Origin of the sequence: Ruegeria sp. HKCCD7296, assembly GCF_013110775.1 — a bacterium.
Lineage (GTDB): Bacteria > Pseudomonadota > Alphaproteobacteria > Rhodobacterales > Rhodobacteraceae > Ruegeria.
Window position 1 is genome coordinate 106,283 of record NZ_WVRF01000008.1, and the last position, 17,981, is coordinate 124,263.

Here is a 17,981-nt window from a genome sequence, read left to right on the forward strand (position 1 = left end):
TGATCAATCTCCGTCCAGCGAATTGAAACCTGCGCTGATCCCCAGTGTCGGGCCAAGTTCTGTGAAGGCAATGGCACGGATGTCGCGAATGGATTGTTGCAGGGCCTCGATGCGGAACCGCGCTTGCGGATCAGCGACACCCGCCAACGCGGGATCATCAATGGATTGGGCTTTCTCGATGGCGCGCGCAAACGCAGCGTCCAGATTGGTTGCAATTTCGGGGTAATCGAAGGACAGCCGGGCGGCCAGATCGCGCAGGGCGATCAGCGAGAGCTCTATGTGGTGCAGGGACCGCTCGGACCGGCGTGCTTCTGCGCGGTTGGGGTGGGGGCGGTCGAATGTGCCCAATGGACGACCCAGCCGGGTTTCGGCGGTGAACTCAAGACCTGTAGACAGGGCTTTGAATAACTCCTGCATCGCCTCATCCTGCGTCCGATAGCGACTGTCCTCTCCGGGTCGGGTTAGGTTTGGGGCATAGCTCAGCCAGTCTTCGGCCATTGCTTGTGCGTTGGCACTGATATCCGCCGTGATAGCCTGAATCAGAGCACAGCGGTATTCTGCATCGCCCTGATCAGCAAACGCAGGGTCGTACAGCATCTGTTCCAGGGCAAAGAAACCGCGCCCTGCGATTGACGTCTCGGCATAAGCTTCGGGGCTTTGGACCGCTTCATCCTTACTGGCGATATGTTGCGACAGCGCCTTGGAGGTGAACCCTTTCGTGTCGGGCCAAAAAGCCATTGCGAAAGCGCGGTCATCTACCTCGGTTGGGCCAAATCGCAGATGGCTGGCGGAAATCCAGCTGTCAAAGGCGTCATCGTATGCGGCACGCAGCCCGGGTGAGGTCGGGGTGCAATCCACCAACGCGGCACTGACCAGAGCACCTGTTGTCTCTGGCAGCTTGTCGAACCGAGGCAGGATATGCGTTTCGGTCACATCCATCAGGATTGGGGCGCGATCTTGTGCCAGTGACACGACGGGCATTATCAACGCAGCGAGGAGAGGAAGGTAACGCATGTTTAAAGGCTCTCCAGGAAACGGATCAGGGCATCGCGGTCCGGTTTGGGCATCGACACCACGCTATCGCGTGCAGCTTGTGCTTCGCCGCCATGCCATAGGATCGCCTCTAACAGATTGCGCGCCCGCCCGTCATGCAGGAACTGAGTGTGGCCCGAGACGCGTTCAGTCAGGCCGACACCCCACAAGGGCGGTGTGCGCCATTCGCGGCCCGTTGCGCGGGCCTCGGGGCGATTGTCTGCCAGACCGTCGCCCATGTCATGCAGCAGCAGATCGGTATAGGGCCAGATCAGCTGAAAACTATGTTCGGGCCGGTCGTCCATGCGGTGGGTGACATGCGACGGCGTGTGGCAGGAAGCGCAACCGGTGGCGTGAAATACTTCCTTGCCGCGCAGCACTTCGGGGCTGTCTACATCCCGGCGACCGGGCACCCCCAGATTGCGACTGTAGAAGGCCACCAGGTCCATGCCCAACTGATCAATCTCGAACCCGCGCAAATCATTGTCGCCATGAGGTGCTTCAACGCAATTCACCTGCAATTCGGTGCAATCGCCTTGCGGGGCAGGATAAAGTGGGCTGGAGATTCCAATATCCCCGGCAAATGCCGCAGCCGATTGTTCCATGATCGTCGGCATTCCCGCTTTATGCCCGAACCGACCCATCATCGGTGCGCCATATTCCAAGGACCAGACGATGTTGGGACGACCCGAAATGCCATCCCCATCCGCATCTTCAGGATCAGCGTTGACCAATAGATCTTCGACTGGGATCCCCTCAAGCAGGCCAAGCCCGATCATCTGAGGGGCGACCCGTGGGCTTAGCATCGCCTCGGGGTGCAGGGGCCCGTAGCCAAGGTCGGCTGCCCGGTAGGTTGGGCGGCGCAGTGACGCGGTTTCACCCCCTGACAACGCGATCGGGATTTCCTCGTACGAGATATCCAGCCGGTACTCCGCCGGATGCCCTGCTAGTGCAAAATCCTGCATCTGTCCGCCATAGGTGGGCTCGGGAAGGGTGGCGACATAGTCTGCGATCTCGGCATAGCCATCTTCTGGCGCTCCGGGGATCGAGATCCGAAGGAACATGGAAATCGCCTTGTCTTCAAGCCCGTTCGGGGTATGCCCGCGTCCATCCTTGATATGGCAGCGTTGGCAGGATCGTGCGTTAAACAGCGGCCCCAACCCGTCAGAGGCCAGCGTGGAGGAAGGCGACGAGACCCAGATTTTTTTGAACAACCCATTGCCGACCTTGAAGTCCAGCTCTTGATCGAAGCTCAGATTGCCAGAGGGCTGTGAAAACGCATCTGCGTCATTGCGCACTCGTACAGTCGCGGCCCCGGCAGAGAGCTCTTCAAACGGCTGCGGTGCGCTGAAGTCCTGCGGTGGGGCTGTGACGACGGCGATGCGGGCGCGTTCATCCGTGGTTCGAGGGGTGATGTTCAGATGCAGATCCTTCAGATCCGCAGACAGGGCAGGGGCGGCCGCAAAAGCGGCCACCGACAGCGTAAAAAGGCTACTCGCCTTCGTCCATTTTTGACGCGTTGAGTTGCGCATAATTTGCTTCGCCGATCCTTTCGTACAGGTCGAGCTGCGTTTCGAGGAAGTCGATATGACCTTCTTCATCCGCTATCAATCCTTCGAAAAGCGACATTGAGACATAGTCGCCCACTTCGCGGCAGTGATCGCGTGCTTCGGCATAAAGTGCACGCGCGTCCAGTTCGGCGGCAAGGTCACATTCCAGTGTTTCCTTGGGCGTTTGCCCAATGCGCAGCGGGTCCAGTTTCTGCAGGTTGGGGTGGCCTTCCAAAAAGATGATCCGCTCGATCAGCTTGTCCGCGTGCTGCATCTCTTCGATGCTTTCCTCGCGGCTTTTCTTGGCCATGTGGCCAAGACCCCAATCCTCTTGCAGCCGATAATGCAGCCAATACTGGCTTACCGCGGTCAGCTCATGCCGCAGAGACTTGTTGAGATATTCGATGACCTTTGGATCGCCCTTCATCTGCTTTCTCCTGTGTTACTCCGGCACGCAAGGCGCGGAGTTGCATCGGTAATTCCAGACTATCGTTTGACCGCATCGTGGCTAGGAAAAGGGGCATGCACCCGCCTCAATCCGCCGACTTTCCAAGGGCATGATAGATTTTACCGGGGGTGATTACTGTCTACGGGTCCGCCGATCGCATCCATTCAATGGTCGCGCGGATATCATGATCGGAGATGTTGGTGCAGTGGCAGACAATCATTGTCGTTGGCTCGGTTTTTTCAGGCGATCAGGTGGGGATATGGGCCGGGAAACAGATCTTCCCGGCCCGCTCGGGGGTTATTGGAAAACGGCGTTGGGGTTATCCAGGCTGTCGGACCCTTCAAACGCGATCCCGTCCAGTTCAAGTGCTGTCACGATGCGTTCTATGGTTTTGGTTTGATCGACCAGACCGTTGACGCCACCCATGATCAGGGCTTCGCCACCTTCGTTGCCGCGTTCCAGCATCTGATCATAGGCAAACCCCGCTTCGGCGGTCGACTTGATCTTGCCCAATGCTTGCATGGTTCTGGCCAGTTTCGCCTTCATCTCGGTATCCAGCGCCGGGTCGGTTGCGACAACCAGATCCGACAGGGACGCGCCCGAAACCGGGGTGCCGTCGATGCGTGTGTAGCTGCCCAGATAGACGTTCTGGACACCCAGGCCATCGTAGTAATGGCTGTTATGGGTGTTGTCCGAAAAGCAGTCATGCTCTTCTTCTGGATCGTTCAGCATAAGCCCCAGACGCATCCTTTCACCGGCCTGCTCACCGTAAGACAGTGACCCCATGCCTGTCAGGATCGCACTGATGCCTGCGGCTTCGTTCTCCATCAGGGCGGCGCGGGCTGCTCCGCCTTCCTTCCACTGATCTGCCATCCAGGCAAGATCAGTGACCAACAGATTGGTAGCAGCACTCAGATATTGGGCGCGACGGTCACAATTGCGGCCGGTGCAGTCATCGCCTTTCGCATAGTCGGTGGCCGGGCGGTTGCCTGCACCTGCGCCGTGGCCATTCATATCCTGCCCCCATAGCAGGAACTCGATCGCATGATAGCCTGTTGCCACGTTGGCTTCGATTCCATCTGCCTCGTGCAGCGTTTCGCTCAGCAGTTCGGGGGTAATTTCGCTCGCGTCAATGGGCATGCCCGACAACTCGAAGCTCGGGTTGGCGATGACGTTCAATACGGCGAATTCGTTCTCGTCGGTGGCGCCGCCATAGGCCGCATCCACATAATCGATCAGACCTTCATCCAGCGGCCACGCATTCACTTTGCCTTCCCAGTCATCAACGATGGCGTTGCCAAAGCGATAAACCTCGGTTTGCTGATAGGGTACGCGCGCCGCGATCCATGCCGCACGGGCTGTGTTCAACGTGTCATCCGACGGATCGGCAATCAGGGCATCGACCGATGCTTGCAAACGCTGCGCGGCAATGAGGCTGTCTTCAAATTTCGCTTCGGCAATATTGGCGTAGTTTTCAAGCACATCCGTTTTCACGGGCGCGTCAGCGGCAAATGCAGCGGTCGCTGTACAAAGTGTCAGAGAGCTGGCTGCAGCAAACAATTTTGTCATGGAAGTGGTGCTTTCTTATCTACTCGTGCGGGAATGCCCCGCTGATATTGCCTTGGAGTAACTGAGTGAAATAGTCAACAATGTCAACCTGAGTTTTATTGTCAGGTTTAGAATCTATGTTTAAGTGACGCTACCCTCCCCATATCTGGTAGGGCCGGAGCGGGCGGTTGCGATTGCGCGGCGGGTGCTTCCCGTTAGAATTAACTCGGTGATTCTGTTTGTGGTGGTTTGGTTGATGAAGTGTGCTGTTTTGGCCATGTCCCTGTTCCCCGCAGCTCTTGCGGCGCAAGCGACGCAAGTTACAACGCCTGATCACCGTGATGCTGGTCGACTGGATGTTGTCTTGTCCCAGACCGGGTTTTCCCTGAAACTCAATGTGCCAACCGTGGATGTCGTGGGGTTCGAAGCTCCGATCTCCAACGACGATGAGCGCACGAAAGTTGCAATCGCGATGTCCGAGCTGTCCAAGCCGCTTGACCTGTTTGTTGTCCCGCTCGAAGCAGGATGCTTCACGACTTCTGCCAATGTGATCCTAATGCACCAGATTGTGGATCAGAACGATACGGGCCGTGCGTCCAGCGGATCGCCGACCGACGAAAGTCATGCTGAATTTCAGGCGGACTATGTCGTTCAATGTCAGGACATGAGCGCGCTGGACAGGTTCGATTTTGCTTATTTCGACCGTTTCAGCGGATCGGAAACGCTGACTGTCCGCATTAAAGCTGATGGGACGGAACAAACCCGTGAAGCTACGCGCGCCGTGCCGCAAGTGACGCTTCCGTAGAAGTTTCGATAGCCTCGGGCGACGCGATGACCAAAGACATGCGACAGCATTCCGTCACACCATCTTTTTTGGTAACTGTATTTACCGATGGCTGTTCAAAGCTGGATAATTAAGATTGTATGCCCGATGCTGCGAAAGCATCTTGCAATTCTGATATGCATTCTCGGGCTGGTTGCGCCTCGGGCTTCATATGCCTGTGTAGTTTGTACAGACCTGCCGGACGCATCCATCGCGGATCACATACTATCGGCGGAAGTCATTGTGCTGGCTGGCCCGACAACAGAAAATCCATTCAGATTTACAGCGCGCAAAATCCTTAAAGGAAGTCCCGAACGTCTTAGTGCTGTGCCGGAAATCCCTTTTTTGATTGATAGTGTTACGCGCAGAGCATTCCGTGCCGATCCGACGCGAACCGTTCTGCTCACGTATGGGCCGACTTACAGGGATAGCGCCGGCCGTGGTCTTTCAAGGGGATGGCAGCGCATATTCACGATGAACCCGGACCGAACTGCGTTTTTTGAGAAACTTCAAACCACGGGTCGGCTGTGGGCCTATGGAGAAAGAGACAGCGCAGAGCGAGTTTTGTTCTTTGCTGAATACCTGTGGCACCCGGATCAAGCGCTGCATAACATGGCATTGGTCGAAATCGGCCTTGCGCCGTATGCACGCGTGCGTCCCTTGGGTGGCGGGTATTCGACAGAGCAGATTGTGAGCGAGTTGAATGACTTGAACCGCTTTGCCTACAGGTCGGCTGCAATTCGTTTGCTGGGGTTACAAACTGATCCTCACGCGCGTTCAGTCGTACGCTCCGGCTTCGCCAAGTCCTTGAAGTCCGGTGGTTTCAACGGCTACGAATGGGCCCTAGCTGGGATAGAGGCTGAAAATACATCTGCAATCAGAGCGATTGGCCTTGCGCTTCAGAATCCACAAAGGGCGTCAGAAGACAAGAAATTGCTGATCCGCGCGTTGACCGAGGCCGGTTCAACGCAGCCAAGGTTAAGACCAGAAGCCTTACGAACCCTGTCTGAGGCGTTAACCGGGAATAGTGACTTGGCTGTCCAAATTGCTGTTGGAACGCGGGATTGGGGGCGAACGGTTTTACATCAACAGTTTGAGGCTTTGGCTGCTGAGGAAGAAACAGACCCTGCAACTCAGTTTATGATCAACTTCGTTTTGGGAACTGAATTGTCAACTGAGTAGGTTGGTTTTGGAATTGCCGATCAGTATCGGGAGGGAACTTTGTTTGTCCAATCCCTCCGCTGGCAGACCCAAGCCCGGAACGGACTGCCTGATTGCACTTCTGGGGCTTCTGACCAGCGTTGGATCTACGCCCTCCGACCTTGATGGCCGGCACCGAAAATGACCTTACGAACAAATCAATTAACACGGGTTGGCCAGGTATGTTATAAACAAAATCGAATATAAAAAGAGCTACTGAAAGCTCTGCGATTTCGCCATGAATTATTGCATTAGGGGGGCACTATGAATCGAATTTCCATCTGTATTCTATCGTTGCTTTTGGCACCAACAAACGGTCTGGCTGACGCCGTTCCGAGCGAACAGGCAGCTGAAGGCCTGTTTTCTGATCAACCGTATTCCCCTTATGCGCAGCGTACCTTTCCGGAACGTCCCCTCTGGGGCGACACACACTTGCACACCGGATTGTCCCTTGATGCCGGTGCCTTTGGAAACACCTTGTTGCCTGACGAAGCGTGGCGGTTCGCAAAAGGCGAACAGGTCATTTCCTCGACAGGCCAAGCTGTACGGCTGGCCCGACCATTGGATTGGATGGTTCTGACTGACCACACGGACCTGATGGGGTTTGCCCCGGATCTACAAGCCGGCAAGCCCGGTGTTCTTGCTGACCCAAAAGGTCTGGAATGGTACGAAGGTTACAAAGCGGGCGGCGAAGAGGCGGGGAAAACTGCCTTTGATATCATCACAAACTTTTCGCAAATGACCCTGCCGGAAGTTCTTCTTGAGTCGTACAGCCCGGGCGCCGACGCTTTTGCCTTCACTTGGGAGCATATCGTTTTGGCGGCCGAGCGTCATAATGATCCGGGTAATTTTACGGCGTTCATCGGGTTCGAGTGGACCTCGGTCCCCAAGGGATTCAACCTGCACCGAAACGTCATGCTGCGTGACGGGCCGATCCGGGCCTTGCAAATGGTGCCTCCGGTCACGCAACCACCCTACGGCGACACAGACCCAAAGTCGCTTTATGCTTGGCTTGAAGAGTATCAGGAGAAAACAGGGGGACGCGCCGTTGCCTTTGCCCATAACGGTAACTTGTCGAACGGATGGATGTTCCCTACCGAAGACACGTATCACGGCGGCAAGGTTGACGAAGAATACGTTGCGGCCCGCGCAAAATGGGAACCCCACTATGAGGTCACTCAAATCAAAGGTGATGGCGAAGCGCACCCATTCCTGAGCCCGGATGACGAATTTGCAGACTATGAAAACTGGGACGTTGGCAATCTCGATATTACCGAGTTGAAGACCGATGATATGCTAGCCGGAGAATACGCCCGCGAAGCCCTGAAGCGCGGTTTGATGCTGGAAGAAAAGTTCGGAGTGAACCCCTATAAGTTCGGTATGGGCGGGGCGACGGACAGTCATACGTCTTTGGCCACTGCCGAGGAAGACAACTTTTTTGGAAAGTCCGTCAGTGTCGAGCCTTCTGCATCTCGGATCAAACATCCTTTCATTGCAAATGATCTAGGCGAAATTCCCGGCGACCTTCTTGTGGCGTCCGGATATACGGCTGTTTGGGCGACCGAGAATACGCGTTCCGCGATCTTCGATGCGTTCAAGCGACGCGAGACTTACGCAACCACGGGACCGCGGATTGGCCTGCGGTTCTTTGGTGGTTGGGACTTCAGCGATGCCGATGTTGAAACCCGCTTCCTTGCGAATGTGGGCTACACCAAAGGTGTGCCAATGGGTTCGGACTTGCGCCCGCGAGAGGGCGATGGTGCACCCAGCTTCCTGATCGCCGCATTGCGCGACCCGGTTGGTGCCAATCTGGATCGCGTGCAGGTGATCAAAGGGTGGCTGGATTCCGAAGGCACGCTGCAAGAGAAGGTTTATGACGTTGCCTGGTCGGATAACCGCGAAGCTGACGAAAACGGCAAAATCCCCGCCGTTGGAAACACCGTGGATGTAGACACCGCCAGTTGGACCAACACAATCGGAACCGCCGAACTTGTCACAGTTTGGTCAGACCCGGATTTCGATCCGAATGCCCGGGCATTTTATTACGTTCGCGCTCTGGAAATCCCAACCCCGCGTTGGATCCTGTATGACAAGCTGAGATATGGCATCGACCTGCCCGAAGATGCGGTTCTTACGCATCAAGAACGCGCTTATTCCTCGCCGATTTGGTATACGCCGTCCGAGTGAATTGCATGCTTCACGGATTTCGAAGCCGAGGTAGCCGCCGCTACCTCGGTGGTCGTTTGAAACTTCTGCAATGCTCATAGCATTCATTTTCTTGCAAAACCCGATCAGCTGATGCCAGCATCAGTACGTAGAACCAGAGCACGTTTTACGCAGGAGACTTCATGCGATTTTTGAAAGAACCCCTGTTCCACTTTTTCTTGATTGGGGCAGCAATTTTCATTTGGTTCCATATCGTTGCGCCGAACGACCAGACTGTCGAAAACCTTGAAACGATAACATTCGACCAAGACGATATCGCGCTTTTGTCTACTCAGTTTGAAGCGCGGTGGAAACGCCCGCCCGACAATGCTGAGCTGCAAGCCTTGGTCAACGCGTCAATTCGCGAAGAGGTACTTGTGCGGGAGGCACGAAAACTTGGCCTTGATCGTGGGGATAGCGTGATCAGGTCTCGTCTAAGTCAGAAGATGGATTTTCTTACAGAAGCGATCGCCACATCAGTGGTTCCAGAAGATGAGGATCTAGAGGCGTTTCTTGAAGAAAGTCCTGAACGCTATGCTACCCCCGACAAGGTGGCGTTCAATCAGGTCTTTTTGGGCGAACGGCCAAGTGATGCAGAACTTGAGGCGGCCCTGGTTGCGCTAGACGAGGGGCAAGACATGTCTGCATACGGGGCTTCGACACTCTTGCCGACCTCAATGCCCCTGACCGTGACCAGAGTGGTGGACTCGGTCTTTGGAGGTGGATTTTCCGACGCTCTGTTAGAGCTCGAAGCTGGCCAGTGGGTCGGTCCGATCCGGTCAGGTTACGGGGTTCACCTTGTTCAGGTGACCGCCATTGAGCCCAGCCAAACGCCGGCTTTGTCAGACATTCACGATGCGGTTTTACGGGATTGGCGTCGCGCCATGAGTGAAGATCTGGCGCAAGCGCAGTATGAAGCTCTTGCGGGTACGTACAAGATTGTGGTGCCCGACCTGTCAGGCGCGACCGAATGAGGGCTTTGATCTGCATAGTGCTTGCGCTTCTGTTCGCTTGGCCCGTAGGTAACGTGGCAGCGCATGCGCTTGATCCGGGATACCTGGACATGCGTCAAATCGGGCCAGGTACGTGGAGCGTTCATTGGCGGAAGCCAGATGTGAGTGGTCAGCCAATGGCGATTGATGCTGTTTTGCCGGATGGATGCGCTCCTGCACGTGGGCCTGACCCGGCTTTCGACGGGCGAGCATGGGTTTCATCCTGGGTTGCCGAGTGCGACGCAACGATCGCGGGCCAACCCATCGCCATCGAGGGCCTTGAGGCTCAGCAAAACGATGTTTTGGTCCGTTTGCACCCACTAGAATCCGAGCCCGCGACGCTTCGTTTCACGCCAGATGCCGCGGTTCAGGACATTCCATCTGAACAGACGACATCGTCAGTATTTGTCGCCTATTTCCAGTTGGGGTTCGAGCACATACTGGAAGGCTGGGACCATCTGCTTTTTGTCTTAGCGCTGTTCATTTTGGTTCGCGATCCGTGGAGGTTGGTCGGAGCTGTAACAGCATTCACGCTTGCGCATTCGATAACATTGGCGCTTGCAACCTTTGGCGTTCTGAACGTTCCCGGCCCACCAGTTGAGGCCGTCATCGCCTTGTCGATCGTTTTTCTGGCGATGGAGATTGTCAAAGGCGGTGAAGGACGGTTCCGGCTTTCAAGTCAAAAACCCTGGATCGTCTGTTTCGGATTCGGGCTTTTACACGGTCTTGGTTTTGCTGGGGCATTGGCCGATATTGGTCTGCCGCCAAACGACATCCCCGCAGCATTGCTTGCGTTCAATCTGGGCGTTGAAGCCGGTCAGCTGTTTTTCATCACAGCCTTGGCGCTTTCTTTGATGATCTGGCGTGTGATTGCGTTTCCGATCAACCAAAGGGCAACAGTTGTCGCCGCCTATGGCATCGGTTCCGTGTCGATGTATTGGCTTATCGAGCGTATTAGCGGTTTCTAGCCTCACAAACTCAAAGCGGCGGCTTTCGAAATCTCGGCGGGCTTCCCAGTCACGGCTGCTAACTGACGAGCTCAGATTTGATCGTCGTCCAAAGACAGATTTGAAAGAGGTTTATTCTAGGCCAAGGTCCAGTTCGCCCACGAAGGGTTCATTCAAAAAAAATTTTTCTGGATGATGGTAGCGGAGGTCCGTCTTGGACACAAACCCCACACATTAACACTCTGTAAAATACGGGTGCCGCGACCTTCGAGGGGTAAGCTGAAAGCTCAATTGTCGTAGCGGTACCCTGACTGGCGAATTCGATCAAAAGATATTGGACATCACCGCGTTGCTCCGAGTTGGAGGCCGCCGCAATTGCGGCACGGCGGAATGGCCTACATAGCCTCCAACGTGTGGGCGAGGCCGTTTCGGATGTGATCTTCCAACAGTTTCTTGGCCATATTCGCGTCTCTGGCCAATGCGGCATCGAACATGTGTTTGTGTTCTTTGGCTGCTACCTCACCTCGATAGGTCAGTACGAGCATCTGGTAGCGAAGATATTTGTCATAGATGATTGAGTGAAGGGATAGAAGATTCTTGGAGTTGCAGGCTGCTATCATTGCTTGATGAAACTCCGAGTCGTACCTCTTCCAGGTTTCTTTCTCAGAGTCATCTCCTTTGAGAAGCCGTTGCTCCATCAAATGCAGCTTATGATGCGCGGCGACGAGGTTCCCCTCCCAATCCGTGTCACCATTCTCGATGGATAACTCCAACGCGTGGCATTCCAACAGGACACGCAGCTCTGATATCTCGATCAGGTCTTCACGGGAGACCGGTGTAACCAGGAACCCCCGTTGCTCAGGAGCTTCGACAAATCCGTCGCTGGCGAGCCTGTTCAGCGTTTCACGAAGTGTCGAAAGGCTTGCAGAGTAGCGTTCCTTCAAGGCGTCCAGCTTCAGTTTGGAGCCGGGCTGCAACTCCCCGAAGATGATGTCCCGCTTGATGCGCTGATAGGTGCTTGCACCTATCGTAGACGGCTGTTTCGCCATGCGTTTCACCCGATATTATCAGTTTCCTCGTTCAATTAGCATTTTTCAGAGACATCAGCAATCCAAACTTATGTATGGTAAAAATAAAAATATCATACATTATTGCGGAATCGCGAAAACCCCAATACGGTCGTGGCCAAGTTGGGCAAAGCAGCCCGATCGCAATCATCGGTTTCGGGATTTTCCGGACCCTCCGGAAGGAAGCAAAGTGTCTAAGAACTTTCGCATTGCCATTGTCGGCATCGGCCTTGTTGGACGCCGCCACGCAGATGCTATCCGAGCGTTGCGCCATGTTGATCTCGTCGCGGTGGTCGACCCCAGCGATGAAGGCCGTGCTTACGCCGTTGAGCATGCGGTTGCATGTTACGAAACCCTCGAGGAAATGTTTGCAAATCAGACGCCAGACGGAGCTGTTCTGGCGACCCCGACCACGCTTCATGTCGAACAAGGCCTCACGTGTGTTCGACATGGTTGTCCCGTTCTTGTCGAAAAGCCGATCGCCGTGGAAGCCACCGCTGCACTTGAGCTTGTTCAAGCAGCGGAGAAGGCCAATGTGCCACTGATGGTCGGACATCATCGTCGACACAATCCTCTGATCCGGTCGGCTAAGGAAGCCATTGTCGATGGGAAGATTGGAGATGTGCGCGCTGTCCATGCGAATTGCTGGTTCTATAAGCCAGACGAGTATTTTGATGCTGCGCCTTGGAGAAAGAAACCCGGTGCAGGGCCCATCTCGGTCAATCTTGTCCACGATGTTGATCTGCTGCGGTACTTGGCCGGAGAAGTTATGACTGTACAGGCTCAGTCGGCTGCTTCGCAGCGGGGTTACGACAACGAAGATGTTGCCGGTGCTCTGTTGACGTTCGAAAGCGGGGCGATAGGAACCATAAGTGTGTCCGACAGCATCGTTGCCCCATGGAGCTGGGAGATGACGTCTCAGGAATATCCAATCTATCCTTCAACCACTGAGAGTAGCTACATGATAGGTGGTTCTCATGGTTCGTTGTCCGTTCCCGATCTTCGCCTGTGGAGTTACCAGAGAGAGCAAAGGGATTGGTGGACGCCAATCTCATCAACCGCGCTGAAGAAGGGTGCGTCTGACCCTCTGGTCAATCAACTCAGGCACTTTGTTGAAGTAGCTCGGAACGAAGCAGAACCGATTGTGTCTGGATGGGAAGGTTTCAGAACGCTTCAAGTTATTGAAGCTATTCAGAATTCCTGCAGAACAGGTGATACGGTCAAGATCAAAAACTTACAAAAAACACCAATGGCAGGTATGACGGCAGTCTAAAATATCAGATATTTTGCAAAACATCTTGCAAAATGTCCAAAATAGGTCAAAACTCTGAATCGCAAAAAAGAAGCATCATGATGTCTCAGGGAGGAGCAAAGTGATTACCAAACTTACCCGCCGGGCTGCTGTATCAGCCCTGGTCGCAACCGGTGTTCTGTTTAGCGCAACAAGTGGTGCGCTGGCGGAAGACAAAGTGCAACTTCGCCTCGCAACATCAGGATCGGAGACCGATCAGCGCTCGGTCGCCATGGCCGAGGTTTTCGCGCCCATGGTCGCTGATTTCGCAAGTTATGAGCCCAGCTATAACGGCACCATTTTCGCTCAGGGTACTGAGCTGGACGCCATCAGTCGGGGTAACCTGGAAATGTCGATCACCTCGGCGCAGGAACTGGCACAGTTCTTCCCCGAGTTTTCGATCTTTACAGCAGGCTATGTCCACCAGGACGCCGCGCATCAGGTGGCTGTCTTCAACGATCCCTTGATGGATGCCTTCAAGCAAAAGGCCGAAGAAGAACTGGGCGTCAAACTGCTGTCGGTCATGTATCTGGGCCGTCGACAGGTGAACCTGCGCCAACCCAAGGATGAACTAACCGTCAGCACTCCGGCTGATCTGGAGGGTGTGAACCTGCGGATGCCGGGCACAGATGCGTGGCAGTTCCTTGGAAAAGCGCTGGGTGCCGCCCCGACACCAATGGCGTTCTCAGAGGTTTACACAGCTCTGTCGACCGGTGCCGTTGACGGTCAGGACAACCCATTGCCGACCGTGGTTGATGCCAAGTTTTACGAAGTGACCAATCAGATCATCCTGACATCTCACTTGGTCGACTTGAACTATATCGCCATTGGCAAAGAAGTTTGGGACGGGTTGACGCCGGAACAGCAAGCCAAGGTTCAGGAAGCTGCGGACGCAGCAGCTAAATCAGGCCGTCAGAAGCAACTTCAGAAAGAAGAGGATCTTGTCAGTTTTCTGAAAGAGCAAGGAATGGAGATCTACGAACCCGATCTCGCCGCGTTCCGCGATCAGGTACAGTCTATGTATCTGGACAGCGAATTCGCTGGCTCATGGCCCGAAGGCGTTCTGGATCAGATCAACGCTTTGGGCAACTGAGCCCAGTAAGACAAGCGAGGGAGAACCATAATGAAAGCCTTCATAAAGGGGTTCTCCCGACTGACCGAAGCGATTGCCGGCGGGATGCTGGCGGCAATCTTCCTGATTTTCCTATTGCAAATACTCTTGCGCTACTTCTTTACCCCCGCCGGATGGACGCTTGAACTCATCGGCATTCTGTGGGTTTGGGTGATCTTCTTCAGTTGCGCTTTCATAGTGCGCGAACGGGATCACGTGAAGTTCGACATCATCTACCTTTCCGTGCCGATGCGCGTGCGGCAGGTCTTTGCGATGCTGGCGGCCGCAGCGATCGTGGTCGGTATGCTCTACAGCTTCCTTCCGACGTGGGACTACATCGATTGGATGAAAATCCGCAAGACATCGACTGTCCGCAATCCGTTTTCCGGCGAGAAGATACCTTTGCGCACAGTATTCTCGATTTACGCGGTATTCATGCTGGTCGTCGCAGCGCGCTACGCGTGGCTATTCTTCGACGTCATGCGCAATGGCCCCCCAAAGACAGAGTTGGAACTGGTTGTTGGGTACAACGTGGTTGACGACCATCCCCGTGTCGACGTCGAAGAGGACGAGGAAGTTAAGAAATGAGTTTTGAACTTCTTTCCTGCCTGCTCGCTCTCTTTCTTCTGGCAGGCATCGGGACACCTATCGGCTATTCCATCCTCTTGGCCTCATTGGTGTATCTGGGCACAGCCGGACTGGACGTAGCACTCGCAGGCGAGAAGATCCTGCAGGGCTTCTACAAAAGCACGATCCTGCTTGCCGTGCCTTTGTTCATCGTCGCCGCCAATATCATGAACGCGGGCTCGATCACGGACCGTCTGCTGAACTTCTGCGTCGCCGCTGTTGGTCGGTTCAAGGGCGGTCTCGGGCACGTCAACGTGGTAGCGTCTCTGATCTTTTCGGGTATGTCCGGCTCGGCCGTCGCGGATGCCGCGGGGATCGGCAAGATTATCATTGAAATGATGACTAAAGATGGCCGCTACAGCCGAGGTTACGCAGCCGCGATCACGGCGGCGTCGGCGACGATTGGCCCGATCATTCCGCCCTCGATCCCGATGGTTTTGTACGCGCTCGTTTCCAAGGCCTCTATCGGGTCGCTGTTCCTGGCCGGTATTCTTCCGGGCCTGATCATGGGCGTCGTCCTCATGGCGATGAACTATTATCTGGCCGGAAAGCGGAACTTTGCATTGGAAGAACCTGTTCCACTGCGCGAATTGCCGGCTAAAACCGCAAACGCGTTTCCGGCACTGCTGATGCCCGCAATCCTGCTATACGGCATATATGGCGGCGTCACCACTCCAACCGAGGCCGCAGCAGTGGCTGCATTCTACGCCCTGCTTCTGGCAGCGTTGTTCTACCGCGCGCTGACCTTCCGTGGCCTTTATCAAGTGTTCGTCGACAGCGCGCGCTCTTCCGCAGCCGTCGGGGTGGTCATTGGGGGCGCGTTCATTCTGAACTTCATCGTTATTCAGGAGCAAATACCGCAGTCTATCTCGGCGCTGCTGGAGGGTTCTGATGTCAGCCCGATTGTGTTCCTGATCCTCGTAAACCTGCTGATCCTCGCGCTGGGATGCGTGTTAGACGCAACAACGATCATCCTGGTGATCGTGCCCCTGTTCATTCCAACCTGCGAAGCGCTCGGGATTGATCTGGTGCATTTCGGAGTGCTGGTCGTCGTGAACTCAATGATCGGTTTGATCACGCCGCCCTATGGCATTCTACTCTTTGTGATCAACGCCGTGACGGACATTCCGCTGCGCGAAATCATCTCCGAAATCTGGGCCTTCCTCGCGGTTCTCATCTTCGCCTTGGTGATAATGATGCTGATGCCGGATCTGGTCCTGTGGTTGCCGCGTATGTTTGGATATCAGGGATAATGTGCCTGTCGGTTTCGACAACGTCGATCCCCGGTGATCTGGCCGAAAAACTGAGCGCCATCGCTGACGCGGGATTCGGGGGTGTCGAATTACACGAACCGGATTTGACCGCTTTTGACGGACCGCCGTCACAAGTCCGCGAGATTGCATCGGACCTCGGCCTGAAGATTTGCCTGCTACAACCCTTCCATAACCTTGAAGGCCAGCCCGATGCCGGACGGGAGCGCGCCTTTGATCGACTGAAACGCAAACTCGACCTGATGAGCGAGTTGGGAACGGAATTGCTGCTTATCGGGTCTGCCTTCGAGGTCGATGTCGCCGCGACCGAAGAACAGGTAATCGCAGATCTTGGCGAGGCGACCGAGATCGCGAAAGAGATGGGGATGCGTCTGGCCTACATGGGCTTGCCTTGGTCGGATCTTATTCACTCGGATGAGCAGGCGTTAGGCGTCGTTGAAGCGATTGACAGCCCTCATTTCGGGTTAGCCTTGAACTCCTTCTTCTCGCTTGCCGACGGGTCCAAACCAGCCCGCCTTCGGGACATTCCCGGCGAGCGGCTGTTCCATGTACAACTGTCCGATGCACCCCGGTTCGAGATGGATATACGTCGGCTCAAGCGGCACTTTGGGCTTCTGCCGGGGCTTGGGTCGCTGAACCTTGCGGGCTTTGTACGCGTGTTGTCCCGCGCCGGGTACAAGGGGCCTTGGTCCATTGCGCGCGTCAACGAAGCAGCTCCTCAACCCGGTGGCCGAACACTGGCCCGAGACAGCTACAGGTCGCTGGTGAACCTCTTGGATGAGGTATCACGGACCGAGCCGGGAACCGATTTCGGCACCCCGGACCTGCCGGAACGCGTCTATGCGTCAGGCTTCGAGTTCGTCGAATTTACAGCCGACGAAACAAGCGGTGCGCAGCTGGCAGATATGCTGTCAGCAATGTGTTTTCGAATGGAGCGAAAACACGTAAGCAAGTCCGTCGAGCTATGGCGGCAGGGCGCGATAAACATCGTCGTGAATACCGAAAAGGAAGGATTTGCCCATTCGGCGTTTCTGGGTCACGGCCCCTCCGTTTGTGATATGGGGTTGCGTGTCAAAGATGCGGATCAGACGGTTCAGCGAGCGACCGCGTTGGGCGCGCCGAATTTCTCACAGCCGGTAGGGACCGGGGAACTGGACATCCCGGCCATCCGAGGTGTTGGTGGCAATGTTGTCCATTTCATAGATGAGAAATCCGATCTGCATCGGGTTTGGGACATCGAGTTCGAGCCAGTCGCCAAGACCAAAGCGATCCAGCCCGCCGGTCTGCGCCGCATCGACCATCTGGCACAGACGATGCGTAACGATGAGATGCAAAGCTGGCTGCTCTATTACATTTCGACTTTTGAGATGGCAAAATCCCCGATCGTGAACGTTGCCGACCCGTCGGGTGTTGTGCAAAGCCAAGCCATCGAAAGCCCCGAGGGCGAAGTGCGATTAAACCTGAATGGAGCAGTTGGGCGTCGAACACTGGCGGCTTCATTCCTTGAAGACGGTTTTGGCGCCGGTGTTCAGCACATCGCCTTCCAGTCGGACGACATATTTGAAACCTCGGCCCAATTGCGGAAGTCCGGCTTTCCCAGTCTGTCCATCCCAGAAAACTACTACGCTGATCTGCAAGCGACATTCGGGTTAAGTGAAGACCTGATCGCCCAAATGCGCAGGGATAACATACTCTACGACCAGGCGGCGGGTGCCGAGTATTTTCAGATCTACAGTCGCCCCATCTTTAACGGCTTTTTCTTTGAAATTGTTGAGCGCCGAACTGGTTACGCCGGCTATGGCGCGCGTAACGCTGCGTTTCGATTAGCGGCGCAAACGCGACACCACGTGGCGGAAGGAACAACCTAAT

Annotated in this window: 15 protein-coding genes and 1 pseudogene; 10 read left to right on the top strand and 6 right to left on the bottom strand. The window is 55.2% G+C overall.

Going from position 1 to position 17,981, the window contains the following annotated elements:
* Positions 1-3: 3 nt before the first annotated feature.
* The 5 genes and pseudogenes from GS632_RS12690 to GS632_RS12705 form a co-directional block, all read right to left on the bottom strand.
* Positions 4-1,014 carry an imelysin family protein gene (locus tag GS632_RS12690; protein WP_171722011.1) on the bottom strand — a complete coding sequence of 337 codons (1,011 nt, stop codon included), beginning with the start codon at positions 1,012-1,014 and terminating at the stop codon, positions 4-6.
* A gap of 2 nt (positions 1,015-1,016) precedes the next feature.
* Positions 1,017-2,564, bottom strand: coding sequence for a di-heme oxidoredictase family protein (locus GS632_RS12695; protein WP_171238591.1), 1,548 nt, complete (start codon positions 2,562-2,564; stop codon positions 1,017-1,019).
* Positions 2,524-3,009: a bacterioferritin gene (bfr, locus tag GS632_RS12700; RefSeq protein ID WP_171238592.1), complete on the bottom strand. Its 486-nt coding sequence runs from the start codon at positions 3,007-3,009 to the stop codon at positions 2,524-2,526. Before bfr ends, GS632_RS12695 begins: the two co-directional genes overlap by 41 nt.
* Positions 2,957-3,250: pseudogene (locus GS632_RS22155) on the bottom strand (bacterioferritin-associated ferredoxin). Before GS632_RS22155 ends, bfr begins: the two are co-directional and overlap by 53 nt.
* A gap of 77 nt (positions 3,251-3,327) precedes the next feature.
* The gene (locus GS632_RS12705) at positions 3,328-4,599 is read right to left on the bottom strand and encodes an imelysin family protein (RefSeq protein WP_171238593.1); all 1,272 of its coding nucleotides are present in this window, start codon (positions 4,597-4,599) and stop codon (positions 3,328-3,330) included.
* 235 nt (positions 4,600-4,834) lie between these two features.
* Between GS632_RS12705 and GS632_RS12710 the strand changes: the two genes are divergently transcribed.
* The 5 genes from GS632_RS12710 (at position 4,835) to GS632_RS12730 (ending at position 10,766) form a co-directional block, all read left to right on the top strand.
* Entirely contained in the window at positions 4,835-5,383 is a 549-nt protein-coding gene (locus GS632_RS12710; RefSeq protein ID WP_171722010.1) for a DUF2796 domain-containing protein, read from the top strand.
* 492 nt (positions 5,384-5,875) lie between these two features.
* Positions 5,876-6,583: a hypothetical protein gene (locus GS632_RS12715; RefSeq protein WP_171238595.1), complete on the top strand. Its 708-nt coding sequence runs from the start codon at positions 5,876-5,878 to the stop codon at positions 6,581-6,583.
* A gap of 282 nt (positions 6,584-6,865) precedes the next feature.
* A complete protein-coding gene (locus GS632_RS12720) occupies positions 6,866-8,788 on the top strand; it encodes a DUF3604 domain-containing protein (protein ID WP_171235684.1) in 1,923 nt (640 codons plus the stop codon).
* Positions 8,789-8,949: 161 nt separating this feature from the next.
* Positions 8,950-9,780, top strand: a complete 831-nt coding sequence (locus GS632_RS12725; RefSeq protein WP_171722009.1) for a peptidyl-prolyl cis-trans isomerase — start codon at positions 8,950-8,952, stop codon at positions 9,778-9,780.
* Positions 9,777-10,766, top strand: a complete 990-nt coding sequence (locus GS632_RS12730; RefSeq protein WP_171238597.1) for a HupE/UreJ family protein — start codon at positions 9,777-9,779, stop codon at positions 10,764-10,766. The genes GS632_RS12725 and GS632_RS12730 overlap by 4 nt, the downstream gene beginning before the upstream one ends.
* A 374-nt stretch (positions 10,767-11,140) precedes the next feature.
* Here the strand turns inward: GS632_RS12730 and GS632_RS12735 are convergent, their stop codons facing one another.
* Positions 11,141-11,794, bottom strand: a complete 654-nt coding sequence (locus GS632_RS12735; protein WP_170612103.1) for a GntR family transcriptional regulator — start codon at positions 11,792-11,794, stop codon at positions 11,141-11,143.
* Here GS632_RS12735 and GS632_RS12740 point away from each other — a divergent pair.
* The 5 genes from GS632_RS12740 (at position 11,793) to GS632_RS12760 (ending at position 17,980) form a co-directional block, all read left to right on the top strand.
* The gene (locus GS632_RS12740) at positions 11,793-13,085 is read left to right on the top strand and encodes a Gfo/Idh/MocA family protein (RefSeq protein WP_253284468.1); all 1,293 of its coding nucleotides are present in this window, start codon (positions 11,793-11,795) and stop codon (positions 13,083-13,085) included. The genes GS632_RS12735 and GS632_RS12740 overlap by 2 nt on opposite strands.
* 100 nt (positions 13,086-13,185) lie before the next feature.
* Positions 13,186-14,196, top strand: a complete 1,011-nt coding sequence (gene dctP / locus GS632_RS12745; RefSeq protein WP_171722008.1) for a TRAP transporter substrate-binding protein DctP — start codon at positions 13,186-13,188, stop codon at positions 14,194-14,196.
* Between the two features lie 30 nt (positions 14,197-14,226).
* Entirely contained in the window at positions 14,227-14,802 is a 576-nt protein-coding gene (locus GS632_RS12750; protein WP_170460347.1) for a TRAP transporter small permease, read from the top strand.
* Entirely contained in the window at positions 14,799-16,094 is a 1,296-nt protein-coding gene (locus GS632_RS12755; protein WP_170328647.1) for a TRAP transporter large permease, read from the top strand. The genes GS632_RS12750 and GS632_RS12755 overlap by 4 nt, the downstream gene beginning before the upstream one ends.
* Positions 16,094-17,980, top strand: coding sequence for a bifunctional sugar phosphate isomerase/epimerase/4-hydroxyphenylpyruvate dioxygenase family protein (locus GS632_RS12760; RefSeq protein ID WP_171722007.1), 1,887 nt, complete (start codon positions 16,094-16,096; stop codon positions 17,978-17,980). The genes GS632_RS12755 and GS632_RS12760 overlap by 1 nt, the downstream gene beginning before the upstream one ends.
* The last annotated feature ends 1 nt before the right edge of the window (position 17,981 follow it).